Annotated in this window: 12 protein-coding genes; 2 read left to right on the forward strand and 10 right to left on the reverse strand. The window is 40.1% G+C overall.

Annotation, left to right across the window (positions count from 1 at the left end):
• Window positions 1-39: 39 nt before the first annotated feature.
• The 7 genes from nqrE to SanaruYs_RS18930 form a co-directional block, all read right to left on the reverse strand.
• Window positions 40-654: an NADH:ubiquinone reductase (Na(+)-transporting) subunit E gene (gene nqrE, locus SanaruYs_RS18900; protein WP_127124180.1), complete on the reverse strand. Its 615-nt coding sequence runs from the start codon at window positions 652-654 to the stop codon at window positions 40-42.
• A gap of 6 nt (window positions 655-660) precedes the next feature.
• The gene (locus SanaruYs_RS18905; protein ID WP_127124181.1) at window positions 661-1,323 is read right to left on the reverse strand and encodes an NADH:ubiquinone reductase (Na(+)-transporting) subunit D; all 663 of its coding nucleotides are present in this window, start codon (window positions 1,321-1,323) and stop codon (window positions 661-663) included.
• Window positions 1,320-2,042 carry an NADH:ubiquinone reductase (Na(+)-transporting) subunit C gene (gene nqrC, locus SanaruYs_RS18910; protein ID WP_127124182.1) on the reverse strand — a complete coding sequence of 241 codons (723 nt, stop codon included), beginning with the start codon at window positions 2,040-2,042 and terminating at the stop codon, window positions 1,320-1,322. The genes SanaruYs_RS18905 and nqrC overlap by 4 nt, the downstream gene beginning before the upstream one ends.
• Window positions 2,029-3,234: an NADH:ubiquinone reductase (Na(+)-transporting) subunit B gene (locus SanaruYs_RS18915; protein WP_127124183.1), complete on the reverse strand. Its 1,206-nt coding sequence runs from the start codon at window positions 3,232-3,234 to the stop codon at window positions 2,029-2,031. The genes nqrC and SanaruYs_RS18915 overlap by 14 nt, the downstream gene beginning before the upstream one ends.
• Window position 3,235: 1 nt before the next feature.
• The gene (locus tag SanaruYs_RS18920) at window positions 3,236-4,600 is read right to left on the reverse strand and encodes a Na(+)-translocating NADH-quinone reductase subunit A (protein ID WP_127124184.1); all 1,365 of its coding nucleotides are present in this window, start codon (window positions 4,598-4,600) and stop codon (window positions 3,236-3,238) included.
• A gap of 108 nt (window positions 4,601-4,708) precedes the next feature.
• Window positions 4,709-5,407: a (d)CMP kinase gene (gene cmk, locus SanaruYs_RS18925; RefSeq protein WP_127124185.1), complete on the reverse strand. Its 699-nt coding sequence runs from the start codon at window positions 5,405-5,407 to the stop codon at window positions 4,709-4,711.
• A gap of 146 nt (window positions 5,408-5,553) precedes the next feature.
• On the reverse strand, window positions 5,554-6,249 hold the full coding sequence (locus SanaruYs_RS18930) for a hypothetical protein (protein WP_127124186.1): 696 nt from the start codon (window positions 6,247-6,249) through the stop codon (window positions 5,554-5,556).
• Between the two features lie 140 nt (window positions 6,250-6,389).
• Between SanaruYs_RS18930 and SanaruYs_RS18935 the strand changes: the two genes are divergently transcribed.
• The gene (locus SanaruYs_RS18935) at window positions 6,390-6,671 is read left to right on the forward strand and encodes a hypothetical protein (RefSeq protein WP_127124187.1); all 282 of its coding nucleotides are present in this window, start codon (window positions 6,390-6,392) and stop codon (window positions 6,669-6,671) included.
• Window positions 6,672-6,740: 69 nt separating this feature from the next.
• Here the strand turns inward: SanaruYs_RS18935 and SanaruYs_RS18940 are convergent, their stop codons facing one another.
• From SanaruYs_RS18940 to SanaruYs_RS18950, 3 genes are all read right to left on the reverse strand, one after another.
• On the reverse strand, window positions 6,741-8,147 hold the full coding sequence (locus SanaruYs_RS18940) for an MATE family efflux transporter (RefSeq protein ID WP_127124188.1): 1,407 nt from the start codon (window positions 8,145-8,147) through the stop codon (window positions 6,741-6,743).
• 214 nt (window positions 8,148-8,361) lie between these two features.
• A complete protein-coding gene (locus SanaruYs_RS18945) occupies window positions 8,362-10,626 on the reverse strand; it encodes an autotransporter outer membrane beta-barrel domain-containing protein (RefSeq protein WP_127124189.1) in 2,265 nt (754 codons plus the stop codon).
• 36 nt (window positions 10,627-10,662) lie between these two features.
• A complete protein-coding gene (locus SanaruYs_RS18950) occupies window positions 10,663-11,370 on the reverse strand; it encodes a porin family protein (protein WP_160118726.1) in 708 nt (235 codons plus the stop codon).
• A 284-nt stretch (window positions 11,371-11,654) separates the two neighbouring features.
• Between SanaruYs_RS18950 and SanaruYs_RS18955 the strand changes: the two genes are divergently transcribed.
• The gene (locus SanaruYs_RS18955; RefSeq protein ID WP_127124191.1) at window positions 11,655-12,230 is read left to right on the forward strand and encodes an outer membrane beta-barrel protein; all 576 of its coding nucleotides are present in this window, start codon (window positions 11,655-11,657) and stop codon (window positions 12,228-12,230) included.

Below are 12,230 nucleotides of genomic sequence, written 5' to 3' on the forward strand. Positions count from 1 at the left end.
AACTAACAGAAGCCTCTTCATCATGTCAAAGAATTAAGTCTAAATCGAGAAACCTAAAAAGCTTAGGAAACCTAAAGACATAAGTCCTACTAATATAAAGGTGATACCCAGGCCACGTAATGGCGCTGGTACATCTGAGTAACGCATTTTTTCACGCACACCTGCTAGGGCTACAATAGCCAGCAACCATCCTATACCTGAACCTAAACCATAAACAGTGGCCTCAGTTAGTGTGTAAGAGCGACCTACCATAAATAATGCACCCCCTAAGATGGCGCAGTTCACAGCAATTAGTGGAAGAAAGATACCCAAGGCACCGTAGAGTGAAGGAGAGAAACGTTCAACCACCATTTCAGTTAATTGTACCATAGCGGCAATAACCGCAATGAAAATAATGAACTGAAGGAAACCCAAATCAACAGTGCTGAAATCATCACCTAACCAGGCCAAGGCCCCAGGATTTAAAATATAATTTTGAATGAGCCAGTTGATGGGTACTGTGATACCCAAAACAAATACTACCGCTACTCCCAAACCAAAGGCTGTACTCACCTTCTTAGAAACAGCCAGATAAGAACACATGCCAAGGAAGTAGGCAAAAATCATGTTGTCTACAAAAATCGAGCGGACGCCAATGCTTATTAAATTCTCCATATGCTATTAATGTTCTCTGTATCCGTTAATACTACGCTGTACCCAAATGATAATCCCTACAATTACACAAGCACCTGCAGGTAATAACATCAAACCATTTCCCTGATAAGGAATGCCAAGCTCAGCAAATACCTTGTATCCAAAAATAGAACCACCGCCTAATAATTCACGGAAGAAAGCAATAATCATCAGGATTAGACCATAACCTAAACCATTACCTATTCCATCCAAAAATGATGGCCATGGTTTGTTACCCATTGCAAAGGCTTCTAAACGCCCCATTACAATACAGTTAGTAATAATCAAACCGATGAATACTGATAGTTGCTTGGCAACATCATATACATAAGCCTGAAGAAGCATACTAACCAGTGTTACCCATAGAGAAACTACTGCCAACTGAACAATAATACGAATACGCGGAGGAATGGAATTGCGCATTAATGAAATCACAACGTTGGATGAAGCTGTAACTACTGTTAAGCTAAGTGCCATAATAAAGGCAGGCTTCATTTGTGTTGTTACCGCCAATGCAGAACAAATACCTAAAACCTGTACGGTAATAGGGTTGTCAATATCTAACGGATTCGAAACAAGTTTCTTATTCTTTTTTGAGAAAAGCGGTTCGCTTTTCTTCACTTCAGGTACTGTTGCGGTCTCTGCACTCATAACACCGTTGTGGTTTTAGTTTTCTTAATATAATTCTCGTAGCACACTAAATAGTCTTTCAGCATGTTGTTTACTCCCTTAGCTGTTAAGGTTGCACCAGACATACCATCTACTTTATGCTCCTGGCTGGCGTAATCATTGCCTTCGCCTTTCATCATTTCTACAGAAGCAATTTGCTCGCCTTCAAAAACTTCTTTGCCTTTATACCGATCCTGAATTTCTTCAGACGCAATTCGCGCACCAAGACCTGGTGTTTCACCTTTGTGTTGAAATACCATACCCTGAATGGTGTTGAAGTCTGCTTGAAGCGCTACATAGCCCCAGATGCGATCCCACAAACCAAAACCGTGTAGCGGTAATACAACATTTTCTATTTTGTTGGAATCAGTTTCACTGCGAAACTCATACACGGGCAGCAAGCGTTCTTTTGCTGGCTTTTTATATTCAGCGACCACATCAATGTCAGTAGCTCTCTTGCCTTCTACCACATTTCCACTGTAGTCAACAACAAACGCTTTTACACGCTTGTTGTAAATCTCAGAAGCATTGTCCTCGTCTTTCAATACCATTACTGTAGAAAGAATATTTTCCTTCTGTTCAAGAGCGATATTCTCTTGCTGTTTTTCCTTTAAGCTTTCCGAAGCGAAAGCGAGCAAACCACCACAGACTACCGTGAGGATGGCTGCATACATTACGATATAAAGATTAGACTGTCGCACGTTTTAATCGTCTTGTTTTGTTAGCACTTACTACGAAATAATCAATGAGTGGAGCGAATATGTTCATTAACAATATCGCCAACATAATACCTTCAGGATATGCCGGGTTAAACACACGGATTAGTACTGTAAATAAACCAATCAAAAATCCATACACCCATTTACCGGTTTCTGTCTGTGTAGCGGTTACAGGATCTGTTGCCATAAACACAGCACCAAATGCCAAACCACCAATTACTAAATGATAATGCGCTGGCATTTCCATGAATGGATTAACTGCAAGGGCATTCAATAATAAACCCATTGCCCAGGCACCTGCAAATACACTAACAATAATTTTCCAGCTACCTGTTCCAGTAGCCCATAAAATAAAGGCACCTATCAGACACATTAAAGTAGAAGTCTCTCCAATACTTCCCGGCATGGCTCCGAAGAACAAATTCCCCAATGAGAAGAAGCCCTCTCCTGCCCAGCTTGCGCCAAAGGAGTCGAGTGCGGCTACAACACTAGTACCATCTGTTGAACTTTGAGAAGCAATAGCGAGTGGTGTCGCACCTGAATAACCAGCTACTGTTTGTGCACCTTCAGGTATGTATGCCCAAACCTCTCCAGAAATTTGTGTGGGATATGCGAAGTACAAAAAGGCACGCGCTGTCAAAGCAATGTTCACCACATTCATACCTGTACCACCAAATGCTTCTTTACCAATAATAACCGCAAAGATTGTGGCAACAGCCACCTGCCAAAGAGGAATATCTGGAGGCATTACCAATGGAATCAACATACCTGTTACTAAATATCCTTCGTTAACAGGATGTCTTCGAATGGTAGCGAATATAAATTCTATACCTAAACCAACGCCATAGGAAACAATAACGATTGGCATTACCTGAAGAGCCCCCACCCAGAATTTATCCATCATGGAAGCTTCCTGACCTAACGCTAAGAAATGTTGGTGACCAACATTAAAAATACCAAAGATGAGACAGGGAACCATCGCAATGATAACTGTCATCATTAAACGCTTCAAGTCTACACCATCGCGAATTTGAACACCTTTAGTACTAGCAGTAGTGTTGGGAACAAATGCAAATGTTTCAAGAGCCTCAAAGGCATAGTAGTATTTTTCGTACTTACCCCCTTTTTCGAAGTCGTGTTTTACCTTATCTAACGTGTTACGTAAAAACTTCATATTATGCGTTCGCTAATAAATCAATACCTTCTCTAACAATGCTTTGCACGTTGTGTTTGGACACATCAACAAACTCACACAATGCAAGATCTTCTTCAATAACTTCGTAGATACCTAAAGCTTCCATATCATCATAATCCTCGGCAATAATTGCCTTTAGCAAATGCGTAGGCAAAATATCCATTGGCACTACCTTTTCGAAAACTCCGGATTGAACAAATGCACGTGGTTCGCCATGAGTGTTGCTATCTACCACAGCTTCTTTAGCACGGCTAAGGAATGAGAACAAACCCCATGCGCGGTGAAAGCTCACTTTGTTTGCAGATGGTGTGATCCATCCTAAAAACTCATATTGATCGCCTTCCGGAATAGCAGTAATCATTTGATCGAAGAAGCCCATGTGGCCATCTTTACCAATGCTTGTACCGGTTAAAACATTTCCGGAAATAACGCGGACATGCTCGTTCTTTAAATTATTGTTCAAGAACTTCTTAACAGAAGCGCCTGTGTAAGTCTTGTAATACTGAGGCTCACTAACTTCAGAACCTGCTACCGCTACGATCTTGGCACTGTCAACTATGCCGTTAAGGAATAGTTTACCAATCTGGATTACACCTGCAGGATTAATTGTCCAGACAACATCGCCTTTATTTATAGGATCGATATGGTGAATTTGTACACCAACACAACCTGAAGGGTGCGGTCCTGAGAATTTGTTTAACTCTGCATTCTTAACCTGTGAAAAAACCGGTGAAATCTCACGCTCAGAGTGAACATTTACATGGACTGCTCCAGTAGTTAGTTTTTTCAATACATCAATACCTGCCTGGAAGAATTGCTCCTGTCCTTTATAGATGAAGTTGTAGTCTGGGGCAAGCGGATGTGAATCGAAGCCAGAAATAAAGATAGACTTCGGTGTTTCCTCTGGATTGGCAACAACACCATAAGGGCGCTGCACCAGATTTACCCAAACACCACTGCTTAAGAGTTGCTCCTGAATCTTGTCCTTAGCAAGGCTGGTCAAATCAGAAACTGAGTACTTATTGAACGACAAAGACTCTACGGTCTTGTCGGCTAGGATCTTGATTTCAATCAGCTTACGTTTTTCGCCACGCTTAACCTCTACCACTTCACCACTTACAGGTGCCGTGAAAACAATCTTTTCATTCTTTTTATCATGAAAAAGAGGGCTTCCTGCTTTAACTGTATCGCCTTCTTTAACCATAACCTTAGGCATGTAAATGCCATGGAAGTCGTCTGGTTTAATGACGAAAGTTTCTGCTTGTTCAATGTTAGAGAGCTTCAGGGCAGCTTTGCCGGCCAGATTAATATCAAAACCCTTTTTTAACCGTATGAATTTTCCCATGATGGGCAGTATTTTGGTTAGGAAAGTGGCAAAATTAGTAATTATAACGACAAACAAAAGGTATTGCTATAGAATAGCTGGGCCTCTTTTAAACTTAAAATTTAACCCCTAACCAGGGAGTTGGGGAGCCAGTATTCGGTTGATGGCTAATTGCACCACAGCATCAACCTGTTCATCTATAGTAATGTGAGTGGTATTTATTTCGATAGCGCCCTCTGCCTTTCTTAGCGGGCTTTCTACACGTGTTGTATCTATCTGATCGCGCATGTGTATGTTTTCCATAACCTCCACTAGATCAACCATTTTGTCACTTTGCAGCAACTCTTGTTGCCTCCTGAAAGCCCTTACCTGCATATCGGCCGTCATAAAAACCTTAAGCTCGGCATCCGGAAATACTACTGTGCCAATATCACGGCCATCCATCACCACGCCTTTCTCCCTGCCCAATTGGCGCTGTTGTTTAACCATGGCCAACCTAACCGGTTTAATAGCACTCACCTGGCTTACATTATCAGAAATACGCATTTTTCTGATCTCCTTTTCTATTTTGAGCCCATCTAAGAAGGTTTCGGTCTCCATATCGTCATTTACATGGAAGGTAATTTTTATTTTGTTCAACGCAGCCTCTATCTCCTTTGGGTTGCTCAGTGACACATAGTGCTCAAGAAAGTAATACGTAACTGCCCTATACATGGCTCCACTGTCTATATACTTATAGCCCAGTATTTTAGCTACTTCTTTTGCCGTAGTACTTTTACCACATGCAGAATAACCATCGATAGCGATTACAATCTTTCGTAAATTCATCAGCAATCTTTTTGTGGACAAGGAATAGGCTTACCTGGCTTCAGCTTTTTATTTCTTTGTGTTGAGGCACAGGATACTGTGCAAATAATAAGTAGGGTGAGGAGTATAATCCGGCTGATGCTCATCATAGACAAATATACTAAAGCTTACTGAGGTTGCTGGCGTTCGTGACTCATTTTAAATCCGATTTTTTGCCCACCACCCAACTCAGGTGTGTGCTCAAGTTTTTGATACAGTGTTATAAATTTCACGTCCTGATAGGGTGGAGCCATTAAATCATTTTCAATTGCAATGGTAAGCGCAAGTTTAACAAGCAGTTGCAAATAAGCACCCGAAACTGGCGCTTCTGATATACCATTAAATAAACTGGCGATAGGCCCCTCTCCTTCTACAAAAAATCTGTTCTCATGGTTGATCATCACTCTCGCAATAAGATATCCAGGGTCATTAACACGATTAAACTTCAACGAGTCTGACATGAAGTTATAAATGTTAAGTTGGCCGAAGTATCGATTAACCTCTTTCTCTCGAATATAAGGATCTAACATAATGGTGTGATCTGGGCCAAGGGTTACTACATTGGTGTGCAGAACAAATATCAACAAGTCGCCAGCCAGCTTCACATGAAATTCATGTTTACTTATATCTTGAAATTCTACAGTAACTTCTTTGTCGTCAGGATTTGTTCTCTTATTTAATTCATCAACTACACATTTGGCCTCCTCCCGCAGTAACTGGAAACTAGAAAGTAAATGTTTGTAAGTGCGTTGTTTTGCATCCGACTTACTTTCCAACATATTTTTAATGAAATCGAGTGGGTCTTGTTGTTCCGTTACATTCATGGTAATTTCAGGTTTAAATAAAAGTCGTTTTGATAATTGTCTTTATAGCCTCACTTTTAGTCTTTTCCAAAAGAGAAAATAAATAAGGAATTTTAACAAAATGACTTTGGTTACGAGTAACGAAGTTAAAATTAATAATCATGGGAACCACAGAAGAACAGGAAGGATCAGCAGAAAAGTTTTTTAAAAACTTTGGTAAGCGTATGGATGAATTCTCAAAAGAAGTGCACGAATCTGGAGGGCGCTTGCAAAAAGAATTAGAAAAGCGCCTAGAAGAATTAAAAGAATCAGCTGAACGCTTTAAAAAAGAAGCCGAGAATAAAGAAAAGTGGAAAGAAGTTGAGGCGAGCTTGAAAAAAGCCGGTGAAGAATTAAATAAGGCAGTGAAGGCTGCGTTTGGTAAGAAGGAGGAGAAACAATAGTTGATAGTTATTAGTTGTTGGTTGTTCGCATTAAACTAACAACTAATAACCAACAACTAACAACCAAAACTAGATCTTCACCAACTTCCACTTACCTCGTTTAAAAATAATAACGGCTACTATGGCTATACAAGATTCTGCAATAGAGATAGCCGCATAAACGCCTGGAGGACCAAACTCAAAAATAATAGCTAACGCATAGGCTAGTGGTATTTGAAAAGTCCAGAAACCAAAGAAGTTAAGCACAGTCGGTGTTGCAGTATCACCAGCTCCGTTAAATGCCTGACTGATAACCATACCATAGGCATAAAAAATATAGCCGAGTGAAACAATCTGTAAACACAAAATACCATTCTCTAAAACTTCAGGCTCATTTGTAAACAGACGGAGAATAGGATCAGCCATTGAGAAGAAAAGGATAGTAACAAGGCCTAAAAAAATCATATTAAAAAATGCGGTTCGCCAAACCGATTTCTCTGCCCTATCGGGATACCCGGCACCTAAGTTTTGTCCTACTAAAGTTGCCGCTGCATTAGCCATACCCCATGCAGGTAAAATCGCGAATACAATAACCCTAATCGCAATGGTATAACCCGCAAGTGCGCTGCTTCCAAAATTAGAAACGATACGCACCAAAAAAATCCAACTGGCCGAAGCAATTACAAATTGCGCTGTACCACCAGCCGAAACTTTTAATAGATTCCAAACGATATTCCATTTAATAATAAGGTTCTGCGCATGCAATCTGATAAGTCCTTTACCTTTTAGTAAATGATATAATTGATAAGCAACACCAATACCTCTACCTATGTTAGTGGCAATAGCTGCACCCTCTACTCCATAACCAGGAATAATTCCCCATCCGAAAATAAAAATTGGATCAAGCAAAATATTAAGACCGTTAGCCAACACAAGTGCACGCATAGCAATAGATGCATTTCCTGCACCTCTGAATATAGCATTGATTAAAAAGAGTAGCATGATGGTAACATTACCGCTAAACATCCAGCGTGTGTAACCGGCACCGGCTGCGATAACGCCTTCATCAGCGCCCATGAGCTTCAATAAATCGTCTGCGAAAATACCGCCAACAATACTGATGATGATAGACAAGCTTAATCCGACAAAAAGTGCTTGTACTGCCGCTACTTCCGCTGCTTTAATATCCTTCTCACCAACCCTTCTGGCTACCATGGCTGTAGCGCCCATGCTTAAACCTATGGCAATAGAATAAATTATGGTAAGCATTGTTTCGGTAAGACCGATTACTGCAATTGCATTAGTATCATTTAATCTGCTTACATAAAATACATCAATAATAGCAAAGAGCGCTTCCATGCCCATTTCTATTATCATGGGAACTGAAAGGAGAAAAATAGCACGATCAATACTACCTGTGGTAAAGCTCTGTTCAGAACCTAAAAGGGCTTCTTCAAATAATGATAAGGCTGATTTGATTTTTGAAAAAAATGACATACATGAAGTTAATTATGGTACGAATAGAATTATCGTGAGCGACTATTTGTGTCTCTCAATGTTTGGGCGTACCAAACAGGATCTTATAACTTCATGGGCTTTTTCGATTTACAATTACAAAAGTGGAAACTTTTACGAAAACGGGAAAGAAAAGTTTAAAAAGAAAAGGCCATCCTGCATAAACAGGATGGCCTTCCAACTTAATGATTATAGATTAGTTAGGATTTCTAACTGTTCCCGTTCCGTAATGGATATCATTTATATAAGTAAGGTTAGGTTTTACTTCAAGAGTATTGCCCTTAACTGAAGTAAAGGCCTCCGCACTTGCCGGCACATTTCCAGATTCGTAACCACTACCTGTAGCATTAACTGCAATGGCTGTGATCTCACCTGCAGTAGCCGTTGCTGTTGCAGTTGCGCCATTACCGCTGCCGCTAGAGATAACAACACGTGGGGCACCTGTGTAGCCAGTTCCACCTCTTACAATTGTGTAGCTAGTGATACCTCCTGTTGCATTTACATTAGCATAAGCAACAGCACCTTCACCAGAAACTAGTTCTACGCTTGGCGCAGAAGTATAACCTGATCCAGCGTTATCAATGTTAATACCTACTACACGGCCACCAGACATCACTGCTGTACCTGTAGCACCAGAGCCATTTCCTGAGAAAGTTCTACCAATAACTACAGTTGGTGCATAAGCATAATCAGAACCTTCGTTGAAAACATCAAAAGAAATAATAGAACCACCTGCAAGGAAAGACTGAGCAGAAGCTCCAGCGCCACCGTTAAAGTTAACTGTTGGTGGTGCTGTATAACCAGTACCAGTATTAGTTACCTGAACACCTAAAATAGTGCGGGTTGCAGGGTCAACTATCGCAACACCTTGTGCTCTGGTTCCATTACTAAAATCAGGAGCACTAAAAGTAACAGTTGGTGCATAAACATGGTTAGTACCTGCGAACAGAACGTTAACTTGCTCTACACTCTGACCCATTAAGGCTACCGCAGTAGCACCTGTTCCACCTCCACCACCAGCAATATCAACTGTAGGTGTTCCAGTATAGCCTTGACCTTGAGTCTGAACAAGAATTGCAACCAAACGACCATTTGCGATTGTCGCAGTAGCAGTAGCCTGAGTAGTTGTTCCTGTTGAAGCACCTGTAAAGGTAATAGTAGGAGCGCTTGTATAACCAGAGCCTTGAGAAGTTACTGCAACTGAGAATACACGGAAATTTGTTGGATCAAGTGTGGAAGATGCTGTACCAGTATTGCCCCCTGAAATAATACTCACAGTTGGAGGTGTAGTATACCCTGTACCTGCATTTGTAATAGTAAATCCTGTTACGCGTCCGTTATTAACTAGCGCTGTAGCCGTAGCACCAGTGCCACCACCACCAGTAAATTGAACCAGAGGAGTTCCGACATATCCAGAACCTCCGTCAGTCACATTAATTCTTTCAATAGCTCCTGTACTGCTAGAGATAACTGCATCAGCAAATGCCTGACTTCCAAAAGATTCAAAAGAAACAGTTGCTCCTGAGCTTGGAGGTAGAGCCGCTGGTGTTGCGTTGTCATCACCAGTAAATATTACACGGTTTGTTATTAAAGTCTGGTCATCACCATCTTGTTGATAAAGTGTTTGGTTAGCAGCAATATCAGAATACTGTAATGTTAGTGGTAATCCATCAACAGCTGTTGGGACTGTAATGGTGTAATCACCATTTGCTACAGTACCTACCGCACCTGTTTCATAGGTAGCTTGTAATACATTACCAACATAGATGAACTCGCATCCGCAACCACTAGTATATTTGTACTCGTCAATATCGGTAGTCAGGAATTTATCTGAGAAGTCTGAATCATTAGTCGCATCAATAGTTGCCGTTACGCGCGTTCCATCTGGAACAAGTTCGCGTTCGCGATTTGTTAAGTCTGTTTGAATAGTAGCGCGACCTGAAATAGTAGATGTGTTAGCACCTGTTATTGCAAATACAGGGATAATATTACCCACGAAACTTATTGTTCCTGTTCTGGTGGAGTCCTGTATATTAACAGCAGCGATGTAACTCACTTTTGTAAAGCCTGGAGCTTCAATAGTAATATTCACAGCACTTCTGAAGAAACCATTGAATACAGCAATACCGGAAGCATCGGTAGTGTCCTTCACGACTTTACCATATTGGCTAATAGTAACGATCGCACCTCCGAGAGCTGCTTTAGTTGCATCTGTTCTGCCATTTGCAAAAAATGAAGAAGTAGAACCATCAACGATAGTTACACCATAATTTACTATACCTGCGTTATTGGTAAGTCGTAATGAATCACTAACTCTTAGCGAATCTTCGATAAACTTAAGTCTGTCTTCGCGTAGTGATTGAAGTGACGGTCCGTCATCGTCATTACAAGACCACGTTGCGATAAAGATTGACGCCAGTGCTAAAGCAAATAGCAAGCGAGATACTCTATTGGTTTTCATAATTAATTGGTTGTTTAGTAAGAGTCTTTAGTTGACTTATAAATCGATCAGTTTTACACCTATGTTAAAACTGAGTGTTGATAGATACATTTTTTCTCCCCAGCGTTCGTGGGTACCCGATAAATTAAATCTGTTTGCATTATCTCCTTCGCTAAATGGATTCAAATTGTATTGATATCTAAATTCCATAGTTACCGGAAAACCAAATGCTTGTAGCTCTGCCACTACTGCTGCTTGCAATCCGTATTGCGTTCTATTAAAAATGGATGTAACGTTTGATTTTCCTTCGTAGGTCAATTTTTCGTAACCAGTTACTGTAACATTGTTATTAAAATGCTCTCTTGCATAAAGAGTATAACTAAAAAAGCCACCAATCAAAATTTTTGGCTGCAAGGGTTCCTCTGCTAAAGAAGGAAGTCCGAACTCAGCAAGTATAGGTACCTGAATGTTGTGAAAAGTAACCCTTGCCTTGCTGCGAAATAGTTCACCGGGTAAAACAAAGTAGTCTTCAAGATTGGCTGCTTGTTGGAAGTAAAGTAATTCTGCTCTTGCCTGTAGGAAGTCCGTTACTTTATACTTGGCAAATCCACCTATATTATAAGATGGTACTACATCATACTCTTTAACTCCCCTGATTGAACTGAAATTATAACCAGCTTTAGCTCCTGCTTGGATTTGAGACCATACCGGTAAATAGGTAGACACAACCAAAAATGTAATGAGAAGATAAGATTTAGGTTTCATAGGGGCCAACTTATTTAAAGATACAACGTAGATACGCAAAGTAAAGAATTTGGTTCTAGGAATTGTGTTCATTTTATGCAATCACCAACTTCACAACTCACCAACTATGCTACAATATTATAAAGATTTTTTTTATCATTGATTAAAGTTCTTATTAAATATTTTATTTATTAAAACTTGCTTCTCTTAGCAATTATCCTTATTATCTAACACCTTAATACTCTGCATGCATTGCATTCTCTAAAGTCAAAACCATTTGTTAATTTTAATTCAAATAAACAACCATGAAAAAAATACTAACCCTCGCAATTGTAGTATTGGCTTTTGGCGCTCAAGCGCAACAACAAGCTGGTGATTTATCAATACAATTTTCAGGAAACTACGTGTCTAACAAAACAACATTCAATGGAGTTGAGGACAAGTCATACTCTGGAAATGTCTACCTGAAAATAGGTAAGTTCTTTACGCAGAATATTGAAATGGGATTAAAACCCAACATTTTCTTCTTTGGAGAGCCTGTTCCTATCAGAGCAAGCGATCCCTCAAAAACCGAAAATAAGTTAAGAGCAAACGTTGGTCTTGGTTTATATGGAACTTACTCTTTTTTAACTGCAGATGCCAAGTTTATGCCTTATGGCGGTGCAGAAATTAACTATCTCCCTATTGGCGATTACTCTACTATGAACCTTGGACCATATGCAGGCATCAAGTACTTCATTACTGAAAGAATTAATCTTGACGCCAACATGAACTACTTAATTAACCTTGCTAACTCCTATCCCAGTTTCGATGATTATGTTGTGAGCCCAACTTTTCAACTTAACATCGGTATTGGTGTGATTATTGGCAAGACAGAATAA

The organism is Chryseotalea sanaruensis, assembly GCF_003990915.1.
Taxonomy (GTDB): domain Bacteria; phylum Bacteroidota; class Bacteroidia; order Cytophagales; family Cyclobacteriaceae; genus Chryseotalea; species Chryseotalea sanaruensis.

Coding starts and splice junctions, on each gene's coding strand:
- SanaruYs_RS18930 (WP_127124186.1), bottom strand. CDS start 6,249: ATGAATGTAACGGAACAACAAGACCCACTCGATTTCATTAAAAATATG.
- SanaruYs_RS18945 (WP_127124189.1), bottom strand. CDS start 10,626: ATGAAAACCAATAGAGTATCTCGCTTGCTATTTGCTTTAGCACTGGCG.
- nqrE (WP_127124180.1), bottom strand. CDS start 654: ATGGAGAATTTAATAAGCATTGGCGTCCGCTCGATTTTTGTAGACAAC.
- SanaruYs_RS18955 (WP_127124191.1), top strand. CDS start 11,655: ATGAAAAAAATACTAACCCTCGCAATTGTAGTATTGGCTTTTGGCGCT.
- SanaruYs_RS18950 (WP_160118726.1), bottom strand. CDS start 11,370: ATGAAACCTAAATCTTATCTTCTCATTACATTTTTGGTTGTGTCTACC.
- SanaruYs_RS18915 (WP_127124183.1), bottom strand. CDS start 3,234: ATGAAGTTTTTACGTAACACGTTAGATAAGGTAAAACACGACTTCGAA.
- SanaruYs_RS18940 (WP_127124188.1), bottom strand. CDS start 8,147: ATGTCATTTTTTTCAAAAATCAAATCAGCCTTATCATTATTTGAAGAA.
- SanaruYs_RS18935 (WP_127124187.1), top strand. CDS start 6,390: ATGGGAACCACAGAAGAACAGGAAGGATCAGCAGAAAAGTTTTTTAAA.
- SanaruYs_RS18905 (WP_127124181.1), bottom strand. CDS start 1,323: ATGAGTGCAGAGACCGCAACAGTACCTGAAGTGAAGAAAAGCGAACCG.
- cmk (WP_127124185.1), bottom strand. CDS start 5,407: ATGAATTTACGAAAGATTGTAATCGCTATCGATGGTTATTCTGCATGT.
- SanaruYs_RS18920 (WP_127124184.1), bottom strand. CDS start 4,600: ATGGGAAAATTCATACGGTTAAAAAAGGGTTTTGATATTAATCTGGCC.